This window comes from Sporomusa acidovorans (genome assembly GCF_900101845.1).
Lineage (GTDB): Bacteria > Bacillota > Negativicutes > Sporomusales > Sporomusaceae > Sporomusa > Sporomusa acidovorans.
The window spans coordinates 43,294-66,243 of record NZ_FNAM01000003.1; the positions used below are offsets into that span (position 1 = coordinate 43,294).

At 45.8% G+C, this 22,950-nt stretch carries 27 protein-coding genes and 1 pseudogene; 16 read left to right on the top strand and 12 right to left on the bottom strand.

Going from position 1 to position 22,950, the window contains the following annotated elements; genetic code table 11:
• Positions 1-346 precede the first annotated feature (346 nt).
• On the top strand, positions 347-532 hold the full coding sequence (locus tag BLR65_RS03725; RefSeq protein ID WP_093792628.1) for a hypothetical protein: 186 nt from the start codon (positions 347-349) through the stop codon (positions 530-532).
• A gap of 428 nt (positions 533-960) precedes the next feature.
• Here the strand turns inward: BLR65_RS03725 and BLR65_RS03730 are convergent, their stop codons facing one another.
• Entirely contained in the window at positions 961-1,512 is a 552-nt protein-coding gene (locus tag BLR65_RS03730) for a hypothetical protein (protein WP_093792630.1), read from the bottom strand.
• Positions 1,513-1,752: 240 nt separating this feature from the next.
• On the bottom strand, positions 1,753-2,298 hold the full coding sequence (locus tag BLR65_RS03735) for a hypothetical protein (RefSeq protein ID WP_093792632.1): 546 nt from the start codon (positions 2,296-2,298) through the stop codon (positions 1,753-1,755).
• Between the two features lie 395 nt (positions 2,299-2,693).
• Between BLR65_RS03735 and BLR65_RS03740 the strand changes: the two genes are divergently transcribed.
• The 4 genes from BLR65_RS03740 (at position 2,694) to BLR65_RS03750 (ending at position 6,990) form a co-directional block, all read left to right on the top strand.
• On the top strand, positions 2,694-3,836 hold the full coding sequence (locus tag BLR65_RS03740) for an S-layer homology domain-containing protein (RefSeq protein ID WP_093792634.1): 1,143 nt from the start codon (positions 2,694-2,696) through the stop codon (positions 3,834-3,836).
• Between the two features lie 161 nt (positions 3,837-3,997).
• Entirely contained in the window at positions 3,998-5,218 is a 1,221-nt protein-coding gene (locus BLR65_RS03745) for a DUF3084 domain-containing protein (RefSeq protein WP_093792636.1), read from the top strand.
• 79 nt (positions 5,219-5,297) lie between these two features.
• Positions 5,298-5,456 carry a hypothetical protein gene (locus tag BLR65_RS29475; RefSeq protein ID WP_176772676.1) on the top strand — a complete coding sequence of 53 codons (159 nt, stop codon included), beginning with the start codon at positions 5,298-5,300 and terminating at the stop codon, positions 5,454-5,456.
• A gap of 475 nt (positions 5,457-5,931) precedes the next feature.
• Entirely contained in the window at positions 5,932-6,990 is a 1,059-nt protein-coding gene (locus BLR65_RS03750; RefSeq protein ID WP_176772677.1) for a YncE family protein, read from the top strand.
• A 97-nt stretch (positions 6,991-7,087) separates the two neighbouring features.
• Here BLR65_RS03750 and BLR65_RS03755 read toward each other — a convergent pair whose 3' ends face one another.
• The 3 genes from BLR65_RS03755 to BLR65_RS03765 form a co-directional block, all read right to left on the bottom strand.
• Complete coding sequence (locus tag BLR65_RS03755) at positions 7,088-8,200, bottom strand: cell wall-binding repeat-containing protein (protein ID WP_093792638.1); 1,113 nt, start codon at positions 8,198-8,200, stop codon at positions 7,088-7,090.
• 219 nt (positions 8,201-8,419) lie between these two features.
• Entirely contained in the window at positions 8,420-8,608 is a 189-nt protein-coding gene (locus BLR65_RS03760; protein ID WP_093792640.1) for a capping complex subunit for YIEGIA, read from the bottom strand.
• 6 nt (positions 8,609-8,614) lie between these two features.
• Entirely contained in the window at positions 8,615-9,532 is a 918-nt protein-coding gene (locus tag BLR65_RS03765) for a YIEGIA domain-containing protein (RefSeq protein WP_093792642.1), read from the bottom strand.
• A 117-nt stretch (positions 9,533-9,649) separates the two neighbouring features.
• Here BLR65_RS03765 and BLR65_RS30720 point away from each other — a divergent pair, with 117 nt between their 5' ends.
• Positions 9,650-9,913, top strand: coding sequence for a hypothetical protein (locus BLR65_RS30720; RefSeq protein ID WP_245692377.1), 264 nt, complete (start codon positions 9,650-9,652; stop codon positions 9,911-9,913).
• A 23-nt stretch (positions 9,914-9,936) separates the two neighbouring features.
• Positions 9,937-10,350: a TVP38/TMEM64 family protein gene (locus BLR65_RS30725; protein ID WP_245692380.1), complete on the top strand. Its 414-nt coding sequence runs from the start codon at positions 9,937-9,939 to the stop codon at positions 10,348-10,350.
• 54 nt (positions 10,351-10,404) lie between these two features.
• Here the strand turns inward: BLR65_RS30725 and BLR65_RS03775 are convergent, their stop codons facing one another.
• On the bottom strand, positions 10,405-11,094 hold the full coding sequence (locus tag BLR65_RS03775; protein ID WP_093792644.1) for a class I SAM-dependent methyltransferase: 690 nt from the start codon (positions 11,092-11,094) through the stop codon (positions 10,405-10,407).
• A 610-nt stretch (positions 11,095-11,704) separates the two neighbouring features.
• Positions 11,705-12,037: a small basic family protein gene (locus BLR65_RS03780; protein WP_093792646.1), complete on the bottom strand. Its 333-nt coding sequence runs from the start codon at positions 12,035-12,037 to the stop codon at positions 11,705-11,707.
• 145 nt (positions 12,038-12,182) lie between these two features.
• On the opposite strand from BLR65_RS03780, the gene BLR65_RS03785 reads away from it, so the two are divergent.
• The 5 genes from BLR65_RS03785 to BLR65_RS03805 all read left to right on the top strand — a co-directional run bounded on the left by BLR65_RS03785 (position 12,183) and on the right by BLR65_RS03805 (position 18,044).
• On the top strand, positions 12,183-13,604 hold the full coding sequence (locus tag BLR65_RS03785) for a multicopper oxidase family protein (protein WP_093792648.1): 1,422 nt from the start codon (positions 12,183-12,185) through the stop codon (positions 13,602-13,604).
• Between the two features lie 204 nt (positions 13,605-13,808).
• Positions 13,809-14,234 (top strand): SoxR reducing system RseC family protein, encoded by a 426-nt coding sequence (locus BLR65_RS03790; protein ID WP_093792650.1) that lies wholly within the window; start codon positions 13,809-13,811, stop codon positions 14,232-14,234.
• Positions 14,235-14,359: 125 nt separating this feature from the next.
• The gene (locus BLR65_RS03795; RefSeq protein ID WP_245692383.1) at positions 14,360-16,078 is read left to right on the top strand and encodes a methyl-accepting chemotaxis protein; all 1,719 of its coding nucleotides are present in this window, start codon (positions 14,360-14,362) and stop codon (positions 16,076-16,078) included.
• A 63-nt stretch (positions 16,079-16,141) separates the two neighbouring features.
• Positions 16,142-16,837, top strand: coding sequence for a response regulator transcription factor (locus BLR65_RS03800; protein ID WP_093792652.1), 696 nt, complete (start codon positions 16,142-16,144; stop codon positions 16,835-16,837).
• A complete protein-coding gene (locus BLR65_RS03805) occupies positions 16,830-18,044 on the top strand; it encodes a sensor histidine kinase (RefSeq protein WP_093792654.1) in 1,215 nt (404 codons plus the stop codon). The genes BLR65_RS03800 and BLR65_RS03805 overlap by 8 nt, the downstream gene beginning before the upstream one ends.
• Positions 18,045-18,379: 335 nt before the next feature.
• Here the strand turns inward: BLR65_RS03805 and BLR65_RS31685 are convergent, their stop codons facing one another.
• Positions 18,380-18,760, bottom strand: coding sequence for a polysaccharide deacetylase family protein (locus BLR65_RS31685; RefSeq protein ID WP_425441010.1), 381 nt, complete (start codon positions 18,758-18,760; stop codon positions 18,380-18,382).
• Positions 18,718-18,909 carry a polysaccharide deacetylase family protein gene (locus tag BLR65_RS30730; protein WP_245692386.1) on the bottom strand — a complete coding sequence of 64 codons (192 nt, stop codon included), beginning with the start codon at positions 18,907-18,909 and terminating at the stop codon, positions 18,718-18,720. Before BLR65_RS30730 ends, BLR65_RS31685 begins: the two co-directional genes overlap by 43 nt.
• On the opposite strand from BLR65_RS30730, the gene BLR65_RS31585 reads away from it, so the two are divergent.
• Both BLR65_RS31585 and mltG read left to right on the top strand, forming a co-directional pair.
• Positions 18,834-19,130, top strand: a complete 297-nt coding sequence (locus BLR65_RS31585) for a signal peptidase II (protein WP_342741366.1) — start codon at positions 18,834-18,836, stop codon at positions 19,128-19,130. The genes BLR65_RS30730 and BLR65_RS31585 overlap by 76 nt on opposite strands.
• Before the next feature lie 11 nt (positions 19,131-19,141).
• Entirely contained in the window at positions 19,142-19,459 is a 318-nt protein-coding gene (mltG, locus tag BLR65_RS03825; RefSeq protein WP_425441011.1) for an endolytic transglycosylase MltG, read from the top strand.
• A 498-nt stretch (positions 19,460-19,957) separates the two neighbouring features.
• Here mltG and BLR65_RS03835 read toward each other — a convergent pair whose 3' ends face one another.
• Both BLR65_RS03835 and BLR65_RS03840 read right to left on the bottom strand, forming a co-directional pair.
• Positions 19,958-20,602: a cytochrome c biogenesis CcdA family protein gene (locus BLR65_RS03835; RefSeq protein ID WP_169716899.1), complete on the bottom strand. Its 645-nt coding sequence runs from the start codon at positions 20,600-20,602 to the stop codon at positions 19,958-19,960.
• 14 nt (positions 20,603-20,616) lie between these two features.
• Positions 20,617-21,450: a Na+/H+ antiporter NhaC family protein gene (locus BLR65_RS03840; RefSeq protein WP_245692391.1), complete on the bottom strand. Its 834-nt coding sequence runs from the start codon at positions 21,448-21,450 to the stop codon at positions 20,617-20,619.
• Here BLR65_RS03840 and BLR65_RS30735 point away from each other — a divergent pair.
• Both BLR65_RS30735 and tnpA read left to right on the top strand, forming a co-directional pair.
• Positions 21,442-21,630, top strand: coding sequence for a hypothetical protein (locus BLR65_RS30735; protein ID WP_245692393.1), 189 nt, complete (start codon positions 21,442-21,444; stop codon positions 21,628-21,630). The genes BLR65_RS03840 and BLR65_RS30735 overlap by 9 nt on opposite strands.
• 492 nt (positions 21,631-22,122) lie before the next feature.
• Positions 22,123-22,570, top strand: a pseudogene (gene tnpA / locus BLR65_RS03850) (IS200/IS605 family transposase).
• Positions 22,571-22,678: 108 nt separating this feature from the next.
• On the opposite strand, the gene BLR65_RS03855 reads toward tnpA, so the two are convergent.
• Positions 22,679-22,942, bottom strand: coding sequence for a helix-turn-helix domain-containing protein (locus BLR65_RS03855; protein WP_245692395.1), 264 nt, complete (start codon positions 22,940-22,942; stop codon positions 22,679-22,681).
• Positions 22,943-22,950: the final 8 nt, after the last annotated feature.

Here is a 22,950-nt window from a genome sequence, read left to right on the forward strand (position 1 = left end):
AAACGGTGTACCAGGCAAAATAGGCCTTGTCGGATTTAGGCGAATAACTCAGTGAGAATGCCCCAAGCTTCCATTCGAAAGCTTGGGGTGTTTTAGGCCAGTTGCGTAAAGAATAAGAGCATATGTAAGCGCAATTGCCTGTTGGCGAATTTACCATTAGGCAAAACTTAGCTTATTCCCAAAATAATTAATGTGGGAATTGTAATACTAAATATGGGGATGTCTACCCACTGTCTTAGCTATTGAGGGAAACGTAGAAACTCATGGTGAAAAATGAGAATACAGGTGGTAAGGATGCAAAACAAGTTCGTGAGGTTATCTGTCAGGGACAGCTGCCGGAGTAGTAATGGCTGCAGTAAATCTGATATCCTATACACTCGGTATCGCCAAGGTTAGATATCTCGATATAGCAGCAATAGTGGTATGGGGTGATTTTCCGGAATCGATGCGGGAAGAAATCTTCGCGCAGATACTTCAAATAGCGGCTGCAGGTCTGCTGGGTATTGTATTGTGTATTTGCTCCCAAAATTAAAAAACAGTTATCCACTAATTTCAGGCTCTACCTATGGGGCGGCAGTCTGGGTTATAATCCACACACTAGGTACAATTTTCCATATACCCATGTTGGAACACGCTACGGCGGAATCAAATTTATCACACCTTTTCACTGCAATGACATATGGTCTAGTTCTTACTGTGGTCCTTGCTTGGTTAGATTGCTATGCCGAGCGCTGTAAACACTAGAATCCGTTCAAGCTTCTCTTTGGCACTTATTTGCATTGACAGCCGAGCTGTCGAGCCTTCACTTATATTAGGCACCCTTGTTGTACTGTTGTTACGTGGAATGATACTTGAATGCCCCAAGCTTTCCTTGGCGAAAGCTTGGGGCATTCATTCTTTGGAGCCGGTTAAGGAATAATTTTAAAGCAACCGCCAGTTGGAGTTGCCTGTGAGTTCCGGTTAGTTGCCATGATGCGTGGAGTGCATGTTCTGAGGCATAGAGTTTTGCAAAGAGATACGATTTTGATCTTTGGTAAACTTGCGTTCGCCGGCGAAAACTTCTTTCCAGTCATTTACCATCTTTTCTGAAACTTTCCAGGTAAGCGTATTTTTGTTGTAGAAGGAGACACGAAGCGAGACTTTTTTAGCACTTTGTATACTGGCGATTTGTGCCGGCGTGAATTCAAAAATGCCAAGGTCGTTATTACGATCCCTGTATGTATCAACTAGCTTCAAATCAGAAACCACGCCGTCGATAACTAATGTTGTTTTGTCAGAAAACAAATAATACGTCGGGTTATTGTACGAAGGATCGGCTATGCTAAGTGTAATGGTTGGTAAAGATTTTTCTTTGGTATATTGTACTTTTATGGAATCCCAAGGACCACTTAAGTATGTTTGGCTAATGTAGGTGGTTGTATCGTCTTTATTAACCTTAGTACTGACAGCGGCATCAGCGGAGAGTGAAAACAATAATGATGCGGTAACTAAAATCCCTGCTACTTTTTTCATGTGTAAATCCTCCTAGATTTGGTTGTTAGGAATATCGTCTTCCTGTGCTTAATTATAGCTGCATCGTATGAATTTATAATGAATAGCCTGTGAATAAATTACGCTTTTTCTTCGGGTGTTACTGATAACTCTGCTGTGCCATACCCTCATGTATGCATTGGAATGTTGCCTGACGGGGTTTTATAGCCGTATAATAAGAATACCCCAGCTTTCCCTTGCAAAAGCTGGGGTATTGCCTGTTTAAGGCTGATTACCTGTGATAGGTGAGTGATTATCTATGCTAATGGGAGTTTTTTGCAAAGAAACCTGACTTTGTCCTCTAGCTAAGATTTCTTTCCATTCATTCAGTACTTTTTCTGAGACCTTCCAAGTTATCGTACTCGTGTTGCGGAAAGACACTTGTAATGATACATTTTTGGCGTTTTGAATGCTGGCTATCTGTGTCGGGGTAAATTCGTAGCGACCCAGGCTGCTGGTTTGTGTTCTGAAGCCTGTAGGATTCCGGTATGTAGCCATGAGTTTCAAATCAGAAGCCACTCCATCAGTAACCAGTTGTGTTCTATCAGAAAACAAATAATCCCTGGAGTCGGTTTTGGTCAGCGTAAGGATGGGTAAAGTTTTATCATTTGTGTATTGTACTCTAATCGAACTCCACGGACCGGTATTAGTTATTTGGCTAACATAGGTACTAGTGTTAGAAGAATTAGCCTTTGTGCTGATAGAAGCATCTGCGGCAAGTGGCAATAAGAGCAACGAAGAAACTAGAATCCCTGCTATCTGTTTCATTGTGAAGCCTCCCTTAGATATGTGTTATGAAGTATGTCTCCATGGGGTAATTATAACGAACTATTGTGAAGTTATCATGAATAACCCGTGAAGAAATTGTGGTTTTTTTGGAGTACACATAACGCACTTCATAAAAATAGCATAATTTCTTCATAGGAAATTCATGGGATATTCATAATAACTTGGTATTATGAATACATCGCCTGGGAAATTCCACAGTTCTCTGATGGTAATTGCCAGTGAAGAAGCGAGAGAAGCTTTCATTAGCAGCCAAAAAGGGACTAATCCAAGGTGAGTGTAAACATGCATTCGCGACGCGGAAGCAAGTCTAAATAACGCAAAAACGTAAGACTTGGGTTTACACAATTATTAATAATTTAATTGGAGGAATACAAATGAAAAAGAAATTGTTTAGAACTGCTATTTGCACAGCACTAACTGTGGCTTTCGCCGTACCGGCGTTTGCAAATCCTTTTGCCGATGTTCCCGCAAAGCACTGGGCTTACGATGCAGTAAATAAACTGGCTGCCGCCGGTATTGTAGGCGGGTATGGAGATGGTACCTTCAAAGGCGAGAAAACACTTACTCGGTATGAAATGGCGCAAATCGTCGCCACCGCCATGGGAAAAGTTTCTACCGTTGACCAAAAAGTAATTGTGGATAAATTAGCCAGTGAGTTTGCTACTGAACTTAACAGCCTGGGAGTTAAAGTTGACGGTATCCAAAAACAACTGGATAATCAAATCAAATTCAGCGGCGAAGCACGAGTCCAGTATGACAATAACACTGAAGATGCCTCCTACCGTTTCCGTCTTGGTGCAACAGGCAAAATTAATGACGATACTAAGTTAAATGCCCGTTTAACCACAGCGGACGAGGATGGAATAGACCAGACTTCTATTGATAAGTTTGGTTCCCCTAGAATTGACAGATTTAACGTTGAAACCAAGCTAGGAGCTGTTGATACTGTTTTAGGTAAACAAGACCTAAAACTTGGACAAGGTCTTCTGTATAACTCCTATGAAGTCGATGGCGCTGCGATTACGGGTGCCAAGGCAAAGTTAGGTGGGCTGACGTTGGCCTATGATAATAGCGGCGACACCAGCGTTCAGGCCGCAGAATATCAGAACCGACTCTTTGGAACCAACGTGGCGGCTGATTATCTCAAAATAGATAACGCAGGTACGGCAAACGAGTATGCTGCCTTGAGCACAGATGTCAGCGTGTTCGGTAAAAAAGTGGGAGCAGAATATGTCCGTAATGTTTCGCAGAAAGCCAATGCCTACCGTGTAGGTACTGATATCTTAGGTGCGCGGGTAAGTTATATTAACTTTGATGCCAATGCCCTACCAGAACAATCGGGCTTTAACTTTGCCGGTACTACTTCTACCGGTTTTGGCAGCAACAGCCAAAAAGACAAAGGATTCCAAGTTACCTATGGCAGGGATTTAGCGAAGAATGTAAATCTTGAGCTTGACTATAAGAATCTGGACGCAGCCGGCGAACAAACCAAAGCTACTGTGAACGTTAAATTCTAAAAAAATAAAGAGGCTCCGGCTAAACCGGAGCCTCTTTATTGCTAAAGACTTAACGTAAATCAGGTTAACGACGGGACAAAACGGGTTATTCTTAGGTAACAAGAATCCCTTTTACCTCGTAGTGTTTGGTGCCGCAATCATTATTGAGGGAGGGGATTTCTATGTTTGGTCTGGTACTTATTGCTATCCTAGGTATTATGGGCGGTGCCATCGCCTATATTGGTGACAAGATTGGTACTAAGGTGGGAAAAAAGAAGCTGTCTTTGTTTGGACTGCGGCCCAAGTACACCTCGATTATCGTAGCCGTAACCACCGGAATTCTTATTACCGCATCCACCCTTACCATCCTAACTATTGTGTCCTACGATGTCCGGACAGCCTTGTTTGGTATGGAGAAAATACGCGGCGAATTGACGGCGCTTTCTTCGGAAGTAACCCAAAAGAACCGACAACTTGAGGACAATCAGCTCCTGTTACAGGCAAAAGAGCAGGAGTACAACCATCTTGTAAGCCAAATTAATGCCGTAACCAACCAGCTTTCGCATGCAAGAACCGAGTTGGTCAACGCACTGGAAGAGCATGACCAGACAATGGCAGCACTCACTAAAGTTCAGGTGGACTTAGCAAAAGCCAATACGGATATTGCGGCACTGGAAACCACGAAAGGGAAGTTGGATACGCGCATTGCTGAATTAACCAGGGTACGGGATACGTTAAAAAGCGATGCTGACCGGCTCTCTAAAACAACAGCTCAACTGAACTCTGGGATTAAATACCTGCGAGCGGAAACTGTGCTCTACAGAGCCAATGAAGTGTTGGCTACTGCGGTTATCGACACCTCTGTCGAGCAAGTGCAAAACGAATTATTGCGCGTTATTTCTGAGACCAATCGGAAAGTTCTGCAGAAAATAGGAAAACAGGGTACAGAGGCCGAAGTGTTGTGGATTAGTCAAGCCGACTTCCAAAATGCAACCAAGGCTTTGCAAAAGTCTGATAGCAGTATGGTTGTGCGGATTGTTGCCCACGAGAATACAGTATGGAATGAAGCAGTCATTGCGTATCTGGAAGTGTATCCTAATAAACAAATCTTCGCTAAAGGCGAAACGATTGCTAAAACAACGATTAATGTACAAGAAAATAGAGGTAGTATAGAGCCGGTGGTATTACAGTTTTTACAGCAAGTGAACCGAATTGCTGTGGAGAAAGGAGTACTAGCTGATCCGCTGCAGGGTACAGTAGGCTCAATCAGTGGGACTGAACTATTCAATGTGGTAAACCAGCTTGAGAAGAAAGGGGGCATCGTGCAGTTACGCGCGGTTGCGCTTGCAGATACTTCGGTGGCTGGCCCATTAGAAATCAAGATTGTTATAGAACATCCATAAAAAATTAAATTTCAAGTAGCGTACATACTGGTATTCGGCGGCCGGTGGGTGTACGTCGCATTCAAAAGATTGCCCTGCAATGGTGAAGTGCAGGGCAATCTTTTGTGCACAAAACCTCTTAGCACCGTTCACAACATCCTCGCAATCGGCAGCCATGCAAGAGGTGGCTGCTGCAAGCCAAGCACTGGCGAGGATGGCAGAAGAGTTGCATACAGCACTGGCAGAATTTAAAATATAGTCTGTTATCTATATTAGAGATATCCTGGGGGTTGTTATCGGTGAGCTAGTTGACTCGCTGCCGGCAAGCAAGTAATTTCAACTTAACGCTAATTAAAATATAGACCGTTCCTAGCAACCATAATTTTGTTACTTGACTCATGGCTGTCGCTCCTCTCCTGTTTTCCCCAGTATATGCTGCTTCACAAAAATTGCCACAGAGACAAGTGGCCCAGGCAACATGATCATAGTAAAATAGCATAACAAGTTTGTGGGAGGGAGAGACTGATGGCCCGTCTTGCGAGCGTTACAGAAGTATCACTAATAGGCTGCTCTCCGATCGATGCAGGAACCCCCAAAGTATGAAAAGTGTTATTCGGAGGGAATCCTCATAATTGCGGGAGAGTTTCTTTATGGCTAGATAAGTATTGCGTAGGACAAAATAGCAGTGAAACTATATGCCCCGTATATCTATAGTCTATGAGAGGATGATTTCTATGAAATTACGCAATGTACTAATTTGCGGTTCATTAGTTATGGCGATGGCGGTCTCTGCTTGCGCTGGAACTAAAAACCAAACTCCGCCGTCGCAGACACCAAAGCAGTCGACGCAAGAAACGCCGCCGGTTGTTTTAAAAAGCATCTATTATACGGCCAACGAAGGAGGCGGCATTACTAGAATTGACGCTGCCACCAATACGGTAATGGATACCATTCCCTTAGATGGTGCGGTACATAATGTGCAGATATCACCGGATGGTAAAGTGCTGGGAGCCACCTTAGTGCCCAAGATGCAAGGTCATGGAAACATGGAGATGAACGGCTTTGCCATGTTTTACGACACCATGACCAATAATCTTATCAAAAAAGTCGAGATTGGCGCTCATCCGGCACATGTTGTCTTTACCCAGGATGGTAAATATATACTAACAACCAACAACGCGTCCAATAATGTGACAGTCATTGATGCCAAAAACTATAATGTTGTGCAAACAGTTCCCACCGGTAAAGGCCCTCACGGGTTTCGCATTTCTCAGGACAGCAAAACAGCCTACATCGCCAATATGGGGGAAGATACAGTCAGTGTGATTGATATTCCCACATGGAAAGAAACACGTAAAATCACAGTTGGCAAAGCGCCGGTAACCACTGCTATAACGAGTGATGGCAAAATACTTGTCGCTACCGCCAATGCCGAGAACATACTGGCCATCGTGGACTTAACCAGCGATAAGGTGGAAAAGATAGCAGTAGGTAAGGGGCCAGCCCAAGTCTTTATCCAGTATGATAACAAGTACGCTTTTGTTGCCAATCAAGGCACTGAGCAGAGTCCGTCCAATACCGTTTCCAAAGTGGATCTGGCTACAAAGAAAGTAGTGGCAACCCTAGAAGTTGGCAAAGGTGCTCATGGCGTAGTGACAAGTAATGACAACAAGTTTGTCTATATTACCAATATGTATGAAAACACAGTGAGTATCATTGATAATACAACCGACAAGGTTGTTGGCAAGGTCGAGGTAGGCAAAATTCCCAATGGAATTACGTTTAAGCAGTAAATAGAAATACCACTGGTGGATGAAAAATATCCTGTAAGGACATTTCCCTACAGGATATTTTTTGCTATCACCGCAAAAAGTTTTGTATTATATATTTTTATGGATCTTCGGATGGAGCTGTTCCCTCTCGCCCAGTATTCGGATGTATTGCATGTTTCTCTGGCTGTTCGTCAATTTTAAGCGCTTCTTCGATATCGGCTTGCGTAGTAAGGCGGATAATTTTTGGCGTACCTAGGATAAACCCGTGCATAAACGGCGGCATGGGGGGCATACGAAAAGGCGGTTTGAGGTATTGCAGATAATTCAGCACTACCGGGGGAGCGCAATCAGCTTCGACAAGCAGAAGAGGGGTATGCTTTCCCTGATGGGACAGGGCCGAGGCGGCGAGAATTAAGTCCCAGCGGGTAAGGTTGCCGAACGTAAAGGCATCGCCTAACCCTTTACGATTTCGGTTCCAGCCAAGTTTAGTTACCGGGTCGTAGTAGGTGGAAAACTCAACCGATGTTGCAAAGGGGTCCTCGCCAGCAATGCGCCGGACAGGTGGTTTTACGATAGAACTGATTTCCCGGGCGACGTTATCGGACACAGAATATCTGCTGCCGATAATATACACGTTTTTATCAGTCATGTCCTGTAAGGCTGTAGCTGTTGACCGGGGGAGCCGGTCCTTATGAGTAAGTAGTATCGGCACACCGGAATGTGTCGCATAATAGGTTGCCAATATGCCTTCGTAGGGATTATCGGCGGACACGATAAATAAGCTCACCGGACCTTCGGGTGATTCGGGTGTTAGTTGTTCTCTTAGTTTCGCCACTTTAACGGCAGTGGCAAAGACGTTTTTCCCGGTGATGTGAAGCACGTCATATCCCATACTCTCGATTTCGCGAATGACTTGAGCGGTAAAAGGGCCAACAGCTATAATTGGCGGCACGGAGTCGGTACCTGGAGGGTCAAGGCGTTCTATTTCTTCGCGGGTAAGCGAAGCAAGCTCGTCAACTGGCGTAAGTAATAAGTTGCCCATAATGGGGTCATGCACCAAACTGGTCGCAGCAAAGGCGTAAGGAAAATGCTCATCTGGTACCAGTATGAGCACCTTGGGAGCTTTCTCCATATCAGGCTTAGGCCACTGCATGCGTGATACGGCAACCGACAGGTCAACTGCCGTATCGTAAGGAATGCGCGTTGTATCCACTGTATTTAATGGAAACATCCTGAAGATCACCTCGTTCTGCTGTATTCATATAGATTCATATAGAATGGTATTGTTTCTGTATATATTTTATGCAAGATGCGTAGTAGTTGCTTTACAATTCGCTCATAAATAAGAAAAAGGAGTCTCGGCGAGACTCCTTTTTAGATGCCCACGATAAAGAAAGATTTGCATCCTGTGATATTTGTATCACCCGGCACCTCCGTAATTTTAATTTAACTATCCTATCAAGATAAAGATGCCATTACTTAATTTAACTACATCGGCCTTAAGTGCTTTGGCGATATCTTGCATGAGCGTATATTGTTCTTCCTCGGTACTTGCTTCAATCATAAAGGCTCCGCCCGAGCCTGGCACTTTATGGTGGGGAAGGGTGATGGCAGCAACAATCGTAGTATTTTGCTTCATTTAATCTTACTCTCCCCAAATAGTAGATTTCATTACCGAGTGGCTTTTCTTTACCGACTCTAATAAGGGTGTGTGGCGTACTACGTTTATCAGCTTTTCTGCATCCCGTAGCAGTGGTACAAGAACAATGACTGTTTTGCCGCTTTCATAATCTTTCCGGGTGTAGTGGTACCTTTTTACTCCAATGCTACGGGTAGCTTCAAATAACATGGCTTTGCGCTGGCCGAAGTTATCCAAGGTCACTCGATAATGCTCTTCGGTTGGTTCAATTACTACGGCTAACCCTTCGGCCTGTACCATTTTTTGCGCGTTCTTTGTGCCGAGGGTGTTGCTAACAAAAACTCCGTCAACATATAATTCGGACCCTCTAACTTCGATTACCCCGGGTTTAATCGAAGCGATGTCACCTACCGTCTTACCCTGCGAAAAGCGACTTATGCCAAAAAACACCAAATAGCCGGCGATGATGCCGGCAGCGATTTGAATAACGTTAGCAAAGCCCAGATATCTTATAAACTCGATAGTTGCAGCGGTAGTTAACGCCACAATAAGTGAAAAATAGTTTCTTGATTCAAAGGTTTTGGCAATGCCATCAATATACGCTTCTCCACGGGGTGTGAATTCGGTACATTCCAGGTCTTTCAGGCTTTCCCGCTCTGTTTTCCGGACATCCCGGAAATGCTGGATGGCGAGTGCTAAAAAGGTTACTGCTGTATAATTATTGCTTTTTATGGCCGGTATGGCCACAGCGCCGATTGCGGCAGCGATAAAGGCAATCACCAGGTGAATAAGGTAACCGTTGGGGTGAGAAGGGTATTGGCGGTAGTCAACTTTCAGGGAAAGATAACGGGCTAGCGTGCCCATTGCCGTTGCAATGAGAATTAAGATAAGATCTTCAGGCGAAATGGCGCCTTTGCCCTCCATGTTTTAGCCTCCCTACTGTTTTCTTCATTAGAACTCCATATTTCCTTCACGAGAATCGCACAATGTCTTGGTATAGTATTCGTAGTACCTTATATCAAACGTTGAAGGAGACGTAAAATGATGAATAAAATAAATCGCGAAGTAGTAGTTAAACTTGCCGCTGTCGTGGTGCTGGCGGTCATGATTGCGGGCGCTTACCTGGCCAGACCGGATTTGTTTGCGACTATCTGGTATTTGGCAACAAGCGGCGATATAAATGGCACAATTGAATTTCTCCGTTCTTTCGGGGCGTGGGCCATTGTCATTAGTATTGTTATCGATATACTCATAAATATGGTAGGTTTTTGCCTTCCATTTTCATATCTACTGCCAACGGCATAGTCTTCGGCATTGGACCCGGTATTGTGATTTCTTGGTTTGCCGAGACTGTTGGTGTAATTTTAAGTTTTATTTTAATGCGAACGGTGCTGCGCAGCTCGGCGGAGGAACTAATCAAGAAGAGCAATATGCTGCAGAAAATCGATGAATTTAGCGGTGCCAGCGGTTTCAAGATGATGCTCTTTGCCCGGATGTTACCCTATTTCCCTTCCGGAATCATTACCGCCTTAGGTGCAGTGAGCCGTATATCACTGAAGGATTATATTATGGCTAACTTTCTTGGCAAGTTGCCTTCAACTGCGTTAGAAGTAGTGGTGGGCTATGATGTTGTAAACTATCAGGAAAATCTGTTGCGTCTTACCCTGGTTGTTGTTGGGGTAACAGTTACCTATGGTCTTTTATGGTGGTACAACAGACGTAAATTGGTAAATGGCTACTAAACTAAACGACAGACATGGGCGGGAATTGTTGCCGGCCTGGGAACAACTTGCACTTTAGTTTACCGGAGTAAGGATAGCAAGCTTGTGGTATTTGTTTAGCCGGCCCCATTGATGGATGCCTAAGTCCTGGTCAAAATCAATCAGTCGAATATGCCAGCGGCCATTATTAAATACATGCAGGCTTTTTGGCCGGTAATATACAAGAGTTATCGTTTTAGCGTGCGCCAGTTTAGTGATATGTGATTCAAAATCATAGAACTTTTCGCGGGAAAAGGGGTTATAGAGATAAAAGACGGTTCCGTCCTGGGGGAGATTCTTGATAGCATCACCAGGTAAGATGGTAACATTAGCCCAAGCGCCGAACTGCTCAGCCGTTTCCTGGGCCACAACTGGGTCAAGTTCAAGGCCATATATTTTATTGGTATATCCCTGGCTGAGCCAGTAGTTAATGACGCGTCCTTTACCGCAGCCGACATCAACCAATACGTCATGTGGCGTGATCGTTACTTGGTCAAAAATGATCGACATGGCCGAGTATTCAGTATGATATACATCATTTGCACCAAGGTGCTTATAGGCGGTAGGGAGATGCCCTGTCAGCAGCCGACCGCTGTACTTTAGGTCAAGTATGGCGTCTTGTAGTGATGATTTTATTCCATCCCAGCCAGCATAGCCGAGATACTTAATGGTTTTTCCCAGTCCTTCGGCTTGTATTCTGCGTGCTAAGCGAGCAAGTATGTTCATAGGCTGCACTCCCCGTTGTAGGTTCAAAGCGGTATTGGTTATATGGTAGCCTGTACTTTATAATTTATGTAAGGGGTAGTGCAATCTAAAGGAGTTTTCCTGAGCGGTATGCTCTGAAACCTGGAAATTAATATACAAAAAACGCCATTTCTTCATAAATAATTCACATTCGTTTGCTATACTGAAGCCAAAACCACGATATCGGGAGGTGAATAAAATAAATATCATTATTGAGCCTGATGCCCTTAATTATATAATGAAAAATAATAAGGATAAGGCCATCACCGTTACCGTTGCCAAACGACCAGGCAGTGTCTGAAAGGGCGGCCGCGAGGCGCAGCTCCCGTCCGTGCGACTGGGAATTGATCAGGGGAAGGTTCAAAGCTATCCAAAGGTTGTAGTAGATGGTATAGACGTGTACTACGTTGACAGTGTGGCAACGAGCTTTAAAACTGTTAGAGTAAAAGTAGAAAAGCTGTTGTTTTTTAAAAAGCTAGTTGCTGTCAGTGAAAGATAGGGGGAGCGCAAGCTGAGTAACAGATAGGGACTTAATGGAAAAACAAAGAGGCTGCCCGCAATAGGGAAAGCCTCTTTATAGTATAGCTAGTCTTTACCGTTTAAGCATGTGACGGCGGATAATGGCCAGGTTTTGAAAAATGCGTAGACCGAACGCCAACAGCGCCACGTAATAGAGGTCAATGCCGATACGCTCGCCTATATAGACTAAAACAGCTGCCATAAGAGCATTGGTGAAGAATCCGGTGCTAAAGACAACATTATCAAAATGACTGCTCAGTACGGCCCGCAGTCCGCCAAACACCGAATCCAGCGAGGCCAAGAGTGCAATCGACATGAATTTGGCGTATTGTACAGGAACCGTTATGGGAAAGGCCATGCCTATGCCAAGGCCGAGGGCAGCAAAGGCTATACCATTGACTGACATGGATTGTCCATTTTGGCATTGCTAAATATCTTGTACAGGTCATAGCAAGTTCATAAGTTCTTCATATTTTTATGATAAACTTGTTATAAGAATATCTGCAATACAAACTCGATACTATCGGAACATTCGGATAGGGGGATTTATTATGGTATCTAAAAAATCGGTTGCGCTCAGTCTGCTGGCAGCATCTGCCGCCATTGCTTTTTTCTTCAGCACCTTTACAGGCCAGGCCGCCAACATCAAGTTGGATATGAAAGAGGTTAACTGGGAGATCAAGCCGGGATTGACTACTAAGGTTTGGAGTTATGGCGGGACTGTACCGGGAACGCCCATTATCGTAAAAAAAGGTGAGACAGTCAACGTTTCCGGTGTGAATAATTTGCCTTCAACAACAACCATTCACTGGCACGGCCTGGTGATACCAAACGACCAGGATGGCCCGGGAAAAACCATCAAACCGGGTGAAAAGTACGCCTACTCCTTTACAGTCAACGAATCCGGTACCTATTGGTATCATTCTCACTACCGCCCGGTGCTTGACCAGGTTGACAATGGACTATATGCGCCGATTATCGTCAAGGCTCCGGAAGATGATAAGTACAGCGGCGATCATATCTATGTCTTAGATGACTGGTACCTTGACGCAAACGGCAATCGCCTCCAAGGAACAGCCAGAGGCGACATGGAGCGGTTCGGTAATATCGAGACAGTAAACGGCAAATCAGGTTCAGCGATAGAACCATTAGTCATGAAGAAAGGCGAACTTCACAAGCTGCGGTTTATTAACGCGTCAACCGCTGCCGTTCACACCATTAAAATAGCAGGTCACCGCTTCCGCGTTACCCATACGGATGGACATCCTCTGCCCCAGCCATACGAGACTGACGTACTGACCTTATCGCCTGGCGAGCGCCTTGATGCTGAAGTGGCAGCAGTCGGTGATGCAGGGCAATCCTATACAATGGAAAGCGAGCGCAGTGAACTAGGGATTAAAATTCCCATACAATACCAACAAGGGCAAGTCGCCATGGTAGCATCACCTTTTGTCGCGCCCCAAGCGAAAGGGTTTGCCGGCATTGAAAACCGCACCCCTGACTTTTCGCTTGACTTAAATTCAGTGATGGATATGCCGTCTCATGGTACCAAGCCTGCGCCTGCCGCACCGGCGGGCGGGCATGCCGGACATGGAGTACCGGCTCCAAGTATAACCAATGAGATGCAGATGCAGGGCGGCATGCGTTGGACCATTAACGGCAAATCGTATCCTGATGTTCCTGCATTGCAGGTCAAGCTTGGACAAATTGTAAAGGTTCGGATTGTCAACAACGACATCAGCACAGCCGAGAAAATGGATCACCCCATCCACATTCACGGCACTGAATTCCAGATTGTATCTCAAAACGGCAAAGCTCCCGAACGGGAAATATGGAAAGATACCGTTAATGTACCAGCTGGCGAGTATGTAGATATTGCCTTTACGATGACTAACCCTGGCACCTGGATGCTTCACTGCCACATTCTCGATCACGAAGATGGCGGCATGATGACTACTGTTGTAGCTAAATAGGGTAGAGAATAAACCAGGATATTCATGCCGAAACCGGCTTGGATATCCTGGTTCTATTTTGGCTTTCGACGATTGCTTTGGTACTGGGACGGTCAGTTCTCAGCAAAACTCATAATATCTTCATACCATATTCATAAGATCTTCATATTTAATTTGTATAATATAGGTAAATGAGTAATGAAATTAGAACGGAGAGTGAAAAGAATGGATAAACAGCAAGAAGGTATCATCCTGGAAGTAATCGGTAAGATGGCCAAGGTTAAGGCTAGCCGGCATAGCGACTGTGAGAATTGCGGCTCATGCCCAGGCAATACGGCCATCGTTGTGGAAGCCCTAAACTCGGTTGAGGCTAAACCAGGTCAGCGAGTAGCTATTGAGATTCGCGAGGTGAATATGCTCAAGGCGGCATTTATTGTCTATATGGCGCCATTACTTGCGGCTTTTGCCGGTGCGCTGGCAGGAAATTATGCAGTTTCCTATATAGGGATAGACAGCTTGCTGACATCGATAGCCGGGGGTGTTGGCTTTTTTACACTTGCGGTGTGGTATGTCAAACACTTTGATCATATGGCGCGTACCGATGAGCGGATGCGGCCGGTGATAGTAGCAATATTATCCAAAAACATCTAAGATTTTCGCTATAGTGACAAAGTAAAAGGATATAGAACATAATGTAACGAAATCAATAATACTTTTCCTTATATATAAATATACCAATGGTAGTGTATCTAGAAATGGTGAGAGGGGTTTAAAGGATGATGCAATGGTTTCGAAATTTGCCAACAGCGCGGAAAATACTTAGTTTAGTACTCATGATGGTGTTTTTTTCGGGCATAATCGGTTATGTAGGTTTTAAGGCAACCACCCATATTAAAAAGTCGCAAGATGACATGTATGCCAAAAATCTGCTGCCAGTCAAATGGGTCAATGCCGCCCGCAGCCAGTCGCAGGCTGCGCTGGGCATTACGATGGAAGTTCTCCTGGCCCATATGGATAAAACCAAAGAAAATAAGCTGCTTGCTGAAGCCAAGACCCGGATGGACGATGTTGAACAGCTATTTAAGCAATACGAGACGGTAGTTCATGATGATGAAAAAGAAAAGCTGATGCAGATTGAGAAAATGTTCAATACCTATCATCAGGAACGACATAAGGCAATCGAATTGGCGTTGGCGGGTAAGAAACAGGAAGCCTACGCCTATTTTGAAAAAAATGCTGCCGGGCATGTTGAGCATGCGAACAGCATGCTGGAGGAATTGGCCAACAACGAGGCTAAGCAAGCTGCTACTCGGGCAGAGCACAGCGCTAAGGAGGCAGCTGAGGCAATTACCTGGATTGTCGCTATAACTATGATTGCCATGGTAGCCGCATTTGGCCTGGGGCGCTATATTGCCCAGGTTATTGTCAATCCGCTACAAAACATGGTTACACGGGCCGAAGAAATGGCCAAAGGAGATTTCACCGGCAAGACCGTTGTCGCCCTATCCCAAGACGAGATTGGGCATCTTGGTCAAGCGTTTAATATTATGACAGAAAACCTGCGTAAACTAGTGTCGCAGGTTACAGACTCAGTCGAGCAGGTAGCCGCCGCCTCAGCCGTTCTGACTGAGGGCGCTGAGCAATCAGCTCAAGCGGCAACCCAAGTTGCCACGTCGGTAATGGAAGTCGCTCACGGTACACAAGAGCAGTCCCAAGCGGTAAACGAAACGTCTGGCATAGTAGATAAGATGTCAGCCAGTATTCAGCATGTAGCCGAAAACGCCGGTACTGTAGTTGGGGTTGCCAACCAAGGGGCTAATACTGCCCAAGAAGGTAATAAGGCTGTAGCAGCGGCTGTACGGCAAATGGCCAGCATTGAAGGAACGGTGGCTAATCTGGCAACACTAGTGACCAAACTAGGCGTGCGGTCAAATGAGATTGGTCAGATTGTTGATACCATTGCCGGTATCGCCAGCCAGACGAATCTACTGGCACTTAACGCCGCCATTGAAGCTGCCAGAGCCGGGGAACAGGGGCGCGGTTTTTCCGTAGTTGCCGAAGAAGTGCGCAAGCTTGCCGAACAATCCCAAGAGGCGGCTAAGCAGATAGCCGGACTCATTAGTGAAATCCAGGGTGATACCACACAAGCTGTTACCGCCATGGAATCGGGAACCAAGGAAGTTAGAGCAGGTACCGAGGTGGTAAACACAGCCGGATACGCGTTTGAACAAATCATGGTGCTTGTAGAGCAGGTATCCACCCAAGTCACCGATATATCGGCTTCCATTCATGAAGTAGCCGGCGGCAGCCGGCAGATAGTAAGCTCTATTCAAAATATCGAACAAATCAGTAAGAATACCGCCGCTGAAGCACAAACCATCTCGGCCGCAACGGAGGAGCAGTCGGCTTCCATGGAAGAAATGGCAGCGTCCAGCCAACGCTTGGCCCACATGGCTCAGCAACTCGAGGATGCCGTGCAAAAGTTTAAAGTCTAAATAAAGACTGGCGTCTGTATCGGGCGCCAGTCTTTGCTAAAGGATACTACTGGAGGGAAGAACATGACACAAAGGTCGGTTTTAATTGTTGATGATGATGTAAAGTTGGTAGAGTTGCTAGAATTGTATTTTCAGAAAGATGGGTTTATCGTATATACTGCCAATGATGGTCTGGCTGCTTTGAAAACAGCCCGGGACAAACAACCCGATATCCTGGTGCTTGACTTAATGTTGCCAGGGATGGATGGCTGGGATATCTGCAGGACGCTCAGGCGGGACAGCGAGGTGCCTATCTTAATGCTGACTGCCAGGGATGAAGAGAGTGACAGATTAGTCGGCCTGGAAATTGGCGCCGATGATTATGTGACGAAACCCTTTAGCCCTAAAGAAGTGGTGGCCCGCGCCAAAGCTATCTTACGCCGGACAAAGCGGGCAACGGTGAAAACTGAACCGGTTCGAATGGGCGATGTAGTCATTGACCTGGGACAATATCAGGTAACAAAAGGCGGACAGCCTGTTGAGCTCACGCCGACCGAGTTTAAGATACTGGAACTGTTGGCGGCGAACCCGGGTAGAGTATTTAGCCGGCTGCAAATCGTCGAGCAGATCCAGGGCTATTCCTTCGAAGGCTATGAACGCACTGTTGACGCGCATGTCAAGAATCTGCGACGTAAGATTGAGGATAATCCCAAAGAGCCGGTATACATCCAAACCGTTTACGGTGTAGGTTACCGTATGGCAGGTAGCCAAAATGAATAGCATTATCTATCGGATTACAGGCCTCATGTTCCTGGCGGTAGCCATAACCGTATTTTTACTTATCTATTTGGCTAACTCGCAAATGACCGATTTGTTCCAGGAGTATGTTACCGTTCAGCACATGGAGATGCACCGCAGTATGATGACTCACATGAACCCTGGCGGTCATGGGCAGGCTGTCATGATGGGGATACCAGAACAAAACTTCCTAACATCAGTACATCAATCACTTATTTGGGTTGGCGTAGCCCTATTAGTAGCCGGGTTGGCGGCAAGCTATGCCTTGGCCCGCAGTATTACCATACCTTTGCGAAAAGTAAGCGCCGCTGCTCTGGAGATTGAGCGGGGTAATTTTGCTCAGAAAGTACCCGTAACCTCCAAGGATGAAGTCGGAAGCCTTGCCCTGATATTTAACAGCATGGCGGAAACGCTGGATAATAACAATAAGCTCAGGCAGCAGTTTCTCGCCAACATAGCCCATGAACTCAGAACACCGCTTGCTGTTATCCAAGGCCACCTGGAGGGAATGATTGATGGCATCATTGAGCCTAACCAAAAACAGTTAACTTCCCTCCACGAAGAGGCTGTCCGCTTATCGCGCCTAATCAAAGACTTGAAGGACTTGTCGCTTGCCGAAGTGCGCCAACTGTCATTAGAGGTCAAAGAGGTTGCCGTCAATCAGACAATTGAGCAGGCCTTGTATATGCTAAAACCTCTTGCTGACGAAAAAGAGATCATAATAAAGCAAAACTTGACCCAAGAACTGCCCCCCATTACGGCTGATGCGGATAGAATATGCCAGATTTTCTATAACCTTATTACTAACGCTATTCGCTATACTGCGACCGGTGGGGAGGTAACTGTTTCCACTGAACTAACAACGCTAGAAGAGCAGGACTGGGTAAAGGTTACTGTTGCCGATAATGGGCCAGGTATTAACGCTTTTGATTTACCTTATATCTTTGACCATTTTTACCGGGGCGATAAGTCGCGGGATAGAAAAAGTGGGGGTACAGGCCTTGGTCTGGCTATCGTTAAGCAACTTGCAGAGATTCACGGTGGTAAAGTACAGGTAGAGAGCACAGTAGGCAAGGGTAGCTCTTTCTATGTTATGTTACCGGCAAAAGTTCACGAAAATACCATAATATCTTCATCAGTTCTTCACAGTGATCGTGTATTATATACCTATCAAGACAAAGCGAACTAAATGTAGCGGAGTGATGAAAGATAATGTGGATTCTGTTTTTTATGAACTTGTTTGTAATAATTTATGTTATCAATATAATTGCAAAATTGAAGGCGAACGAAGAGGCAGAATATAAATAACTACCCAGATAGCTAACTCTATCTGGTTTATATAAATCAACTTCCTCCCCTATTTATAGAACCCTAGCCAAGGCTAGGGTTCGTTGCTTGTTTGCAGATAGACAAAAATTTGTAAGTGTATAAATATATGATAGATATATTATACACACTGATAATAAGGTATTAAAAAGTGCCCTGCCACAAAATAGGCAAGGCACTTTGCTGACTACAGCAATATTAAATTCCGAGCTTACTATAAACAACAGCTTTGGTCAATCGGGCCTGAAAACTCCAGATGTCATATTTGGGGCGCAATATCGAAATCCGTTTTAGCTGGTAGGTATTTGCATCAGTAAAATTTAAGCCTGCCACCCCGGAGAAAGCTCCTTGATAACCGGAAGATGTAAGAAGTTCAAACAAGGCCACGTCAAACTTACCGTGCGGGTAGGCTATGAACTCAATTGGTTTTTTCAGGTGAGCATCCTGGATCGATTTAGACTGCAGGACTTCACGTTCTCTTTGAGTGGGGGAAATGTCGGTTAACGCGGCGTGCGACAGGGTGTAAGAACCAATATCTACCCCGCGTGCCTGTATGTCGTTGATTTGTTGCCAAGACAGGTAGCCAGGCTGGCCAGCTTTGTCAACTGTAAGAAGATAGCTGCGCGCAACCCATACTTTTCCAGGATAGGCAGTGCAGTGGTGTAGTTATCCAGATAGCCGTCATCGAATAACAACCGGTTTGTCTGGAAGATTTTCTTTACCGGCAAGGCCAGCAGCCATTTGTCGAGCGAGTGGCGCGATGGGTAATCTAATTGACCGGGTAACGACAGGTTATGTGGTGGACTCTCTCGATTTTCGCATCTGGCCGGTGTTTAATTCGGCCGATGTAGCCATTGTCACCGGGGTGGGCTGCCTGATGTATATCATGCTGTTTTTGTCGGAAACGCTGCCGGGTGGCAGCCCGGGTAGGCTGGAGAAAGAGGGTTGAAGGAGCGGACGGTGATTGCGGGCGTATTTTTCAACCGCCTGAAACAGGGTATGCCGCTGCAGTCCTGTCCGACGGTGCAGTACATTTTAGGTTATCCTAAGGCCGAGCTTACGATTGCCGATACCCAAATCGCGTCACCGTATAACACCTACCAGAACCCTGGACTGCCGCCAGGACCCATTGCCAGTCCCGGCATGGCCGCTATCCAGGCGGTGCTGTATCCGGCAGACACGCCTTATTACTACTTTGTCGTGGCCGAGGACGGCTCTCACTGTTTCAGTAAAACGTATGAAGAGCACCTGGCTGCTGTTGATGCGGTGGACAAGTAGTTTACGAAAAACAAGCACACTCTCTGCAAATGTTTCTGCGGGGGGGTGCTTACTATATAGTATGCCTAGAGCTATAAACGACGCTAGGCATACTACGTCCGAGTTTAGTTTTAACTACATGGCAATCGCGACAGATAGTGCGTGGCGGCAAAAATGTCCTCCTTCGCGATTTTATGTAACCCATTATCTATAAACAACATAAAATATTACATAAGATATTATGTACATTATATCTTGGAGGGATAATTTTGAAAAAATTTTGGGATGATCCGGAAATAGAAGAATGGCCTGCTGAATTTGAACTGCGGCAAACATGTGCGCCCAATTGCATGCCAAATTGTTTGCCAAACTGTATGCCACTTTGTTATCCTTCGTGCAGACCGAGAAAACCGCCTGCCTGCAGCCCTGCTTTTACGAAGTGTTACCCTTATTATTAGTGTGCATCTCGCCTGCATTTGTTTCCTCCTGTTCCGGCAATTGTAAATGAACCCCAAATTCTTAACCAATCAGCTCGAAAAAGAGTAACACCCCACTGATTGCCAGCAGTATACCGGTCATGCGCTGCACCATATTCATCCGGCGTGAAAAGAGGCGTATCCTACTTAGATACCGCTCCAATGTAACTGCCAGCAAGGCGAAGGGAAGACAAAACCCCAAGGCGTAAACGAAAAAGAGGGCAACTCCTTGTAATAAGGATGGTGAAGTGATGGCATATACGAATACCGGTGCCAGCAGCGGGCCGTTGCAGGGAGTCCAGGCGGCAGTGGAGGCCACACCCAGGAGGAAAATTCCCCAGGGTTCGGCACTGGCTGGAAAGCGCAGCCGGAACTTACAGCTAGCTATAGAGAAAGAAATGAGTCCGCTAAGCTGTAAGCCCATTACGGTCATGAAAGCTGCCCCAATTTTACTAATGACGTGCTGATAACTATGCAGGGCTTGATCCAGATAGGCTGCGCCGGCACCAATCACAAGAAAGACAACGATAAACCCGCTTAAGAAAATACCAATATTAACCCACAACTGCCACACGCGGGGACAGTGAATGGCTCTGCCCGCACCGCCTAAAAATGCCGTACAGGTCGGCAAAACAGCCAAAACGCAGGGGGATAGAAAGGAAATGATCCCGGAGGTGAAGGCGGTCAAAAGCGCAGCATGACCTAGCTGACATGCCCGGTAACGGGAATATCCATTATCGCCGAAGTCAATACCGGCGTCTCGCCTAACGGGGACAGATTATCACCAATCGAACCGCCGGCCAGCACCGCGCCGACCGTAAGCGGCACATTGGCGCCGGTGGTTACGGACAAGGACAGGGCCAGCGGCATGACCAAGGCCCATGTCCCCCAGGAAGACCCCATAAAATAAGAAGCCAGCCCGCCCAGGGCAAACACGATGACCGGAACCAACTGCGGCGGCAGGGCATTTCCCAGCAAGCCGCCAATAAAAGTGCTAAAGCCCAGTTGCTGGGTCACACCGGTAATCGCCCAGGCCAGGAGCAAAATCACGATGGGCGGCAGCATTTCGGTTCCGCCGCTTAAAAAATAGCTTTGCAATTCTTTCATGGGGATTTTCTGCAGCACATAGAGCAGGGTGGTGGCTACCAGCGTGGCGAAGGTAGCCACAAAAATGGCTTTTTCATAATCGGCGCTGAGCAGGGCTTCGACCACGGATGTTGCTCTTTTGGCTTGCCCGGTCCACCAAAACAGATACGTAATTAATGCCAATAAGAAAGCCAGCGGTAGGAGCAGGTTGGCGACCCGGGGCGGTACTTTTCCCTGATAATGACATTCGCCGTGGGCTTCGTGGGAATCATGGTCGCCGGCAGCAGATTCCGGTTTGTAAGCCGGCTGGGCCAGCCTTAGCCAGCTAAACTGGAAGGAGTAAAAGATGGCAAGGATGCTGATACCTAACATACTGATGGAGTAAAAGTTCAAGGGGATTGCCGACAGATAGATTCTGTACGGATTGCCGGCTAGGCCGACTTGGGTCATGGACGAGCCGATGACTCCCAGGATATTGCCGACATAAGTGGTGGCAAAGGGAGTGAGCACGATGAGCTGGGAAGAGGTGGTGTTGACGAAGAGGGCCAGTTTGTTTTTGGAGCCGCCCGCCTTTTCCAACAAGGGTTTGCTGATGGTCCCTGTGGCAATAACATGAAAGCAGCAGTCTAGGAAGGTGAGCGGCGAAGCCCAGAGGACGCTGAGCAGGGCGTCCCGTTCGGTTTTGATATATGGTTCCGTGATTTTGGCAAAACCCGAGATGCCGCCGCCCACTTTAAACATTTCGGCCAACGCGCCAAAGCCGAACAGGAACAGGATGATATTAGGCATGGCTCTCCTCGGCCACCACGCCGGCAAGCGCCTGGCCGGCCAGCAGAACGGAACCCAAGGGGCTGCCACCCGCCTGCAATAAAGTACCGGCCAGCAGGCCTAGAGGCATTCCCGACGAGTAAAAACAAATAAGGGCGCAGCAGGAGTAGATGAAGAAAGCTTGGCAGCATTTGAAACAAATCTGAAAGACAACCTCTATAAGATATGGAATCGGATGTCGTCAGGGAGCTACTTTCCTCCACCCGTTAAACCCAATATGGTCCAACGTTAGCCAATCATTCCCATAATAAAGAATCTAGGCATGAAATTTCAGTTCTGCAGAACTGAAATTTCATGCCTAGATTGTACAATACAAAATGGAACTGCAAATATCATATAGTATTTGTAGTATTTGCGCCAAAGTATAGGAGAAAGGTTTTTTATGAAGATAAAAGACTGGAAGTAGGAGCAATCTTAAGGGAATTGTGTAAATGGAAAGGCGTAAATATAATCGAAGCCGAAGTATGTGCAGACCATATACATATGCTACTGGAAATACCACCTAAAATGAGTGTATCTAGTTTTATGGGATTTTAAAAAGGTAAAAGTAGCATAATGATCTATGAAAAATGGGGAAATTTAAAATATAAGTATCGAAACCGGGAATTTTGGAGTAGAGGCTATTATGTAGATGGCGGGAAAAGATGCAAAAAAGATAAAAGAGTACATCAAAAAGCAACTAAAAGAGGATCAATTGGGAGAACAGTTAACACTAGAATATGAAGACCCGTTTAACGGGTAGCAAGTAACAGCTTATCGCATGTGGTAGACCGTATGAGACGCCTTTTAGGCGTGGCTAATAATACAGGGCTAGCCCTTTAAGGAAACCCCCGGCTGTGCCGGATGATAATTATTTTTTCATATATGGGCTACTAATTTCGATTGGATTAAAAAAGGCGGCTATATCAACTTCCAAACCTTCAGCAATTAGATACAACATATCTATTGAAAATGCAGTATTAGCTTGTGGAGCTTCAATTTTAGATATATGGCTTACACTGACTTCTATTTTTTCAGCCAAGGCTTCCTGACTTAATCCTCGCAAATTACGATAAAAGGCAACTTTTCGGCCGATTTCACGATATTTTTCAATATATCTTCTTGGTTTACGCAATACATATT

What these genes read in the sequence shown, in the direction of transcription:
- BLR65_RS03725 (WP_093792628.1), top strand. Translation starts at nt 347, where the DNA reads ATGGCTGCAGTAAATCTGATATCCTATACACTCGGTATCGCCAAGGTT.
- BLR65_RS03730 (WP_093792630.1), bottom strand. Translation starts at nt 1,512, where the DNA reads ATGAAAAAAGTAGCAGGGATTTTAGTTACCGCATCATTATTGTTTTCA.
- BLR65_RS03735 (WP_093792632.1), bottom strand. Translation starts at nt 2,298, where the DNA reads ATGAAACAGATAGCAGGGATTCTAGTTTCTTCGTTGCTCTTATTGCCA.
- BLR65_RS03740 (WP_093792634.1), top strand. Translation starts at nt 2,694, where the DNA reads ATGAAAAAGAAATTGTTTAGAACTGCTATTTGCACAGCACTAACTGTG.
- BLR65_RS03745 (WP_093792636.1), top strand. Translation starts at nt 3,998, where the DNA reads ATGTTTGGTCTGGTACTTATTGCTATCCTAGGTATTATGGGCGGTGCC.
- BLR65_RS29475 (WP_176772676.1), top strand. Translation starts at nt 5,298, where the DNA reads ATGGTGAAGTGCAGGGCAATCTTTTGTGCACAAAACCTCTTAGCACCG.
- BLR65_RS03750 (WP_176772677.1), top strand. Translation starts at nt 5,932, where the DNA reads ATGAAATTACGCAATGTACTAATTTGCGGTTCATTAGTTATGGCGATG.
- BLR65_RS03755 (WP_093792638.1), bottom strand. Translation starts at nt 8,200, where the DNA reads ATGTTTCCATTAAATACAGTGGATACAACGCGCATTCCTTACGATACG.
- BLR65_RS03760 (WP_093792640.1), bottom strand. Translation starts at nt 8,608, where the DNA reads ATGAAGCAAAATACTACGATTGTTGCTGCCATCACCCTTCCCCACCAT.
- BLR65_RS03765 (WP_093792642.1), bottom strand. Translation starts at nt 9,532, where the DNA reads ATGGAGGGCAAAGGCGCCATTTCGCCTGAAGATCTTATCTTAATTCTC.
- BLR65_RS30720 (WP_245692377.1), top strand. Translation starts at nt 9,650, where the DNA reads ATGATGAATAAAATAAATCGCGAAGTAGTAGTTAAACTTGCCGCTGTC.
- BLR65_RS03775 (WP_093792644.1), bottom strand. Translation starts at nt 11,094, where the DNA reads ATGAACATACTTGCTCGCTTAGCACGCAGAATACAAGCCGAAGGACTG.
- BLR65_RS03780 (WP_093792646.1), bottom strand. Translation starts at nt 12,037, where the DNA reads ATGTCAGTCAATGGTATAGCCTTTGCTGCCCTCGGCCTTGGCATAGGC.
- BLR65_RS03785 (WP_093792648.1), top strand. Translation starts at nt 12,183, where the DNA reads ATGGTATCTAAAAAATCGGTTGCGCTCAGTCTGCTGGCAGCATCTGCC.
- BLR65_RS03790 (WP_093792650.1), top strand. Translation starts at nt 13,809, where the DNA reads ATGGATAAACAGCAAGAAGGTATCATCCTGGAAGTAATCGGTAAGATG.
- BLR65_RS03795 (WP_245692383.1), top strand. Translation starts at nt 14,360, where the DNA reads ATGATGCAATGGTTTCGAAATTTGCCAACAGCGCGGAAAATACTTAGT.
- BLR65_RS03800 (WP_093792652.1), top strand. Translation starts at nt 16,142, where the DNA reads ATGACACAAAGGTCGGTTTTAATTGTTGATGATGATGTAAAGTTGGTA.
- BLR65_RS03805 (WP_093792654.1), top strand. Translation starts at nt 16,830, where the DNA reads ATGAATAGCATTATCTATCGGATTACAGGCCTCATGTTCCTGGCGGTA.
- BLR65_RS03840 (WP_245692391.1), bottom strand. Translation starts at nt 21,450, where the DNA reads ATGACCCAAGTCGGCCTAGCCGGCAATCCGTACAGAATCTATCTGTCG.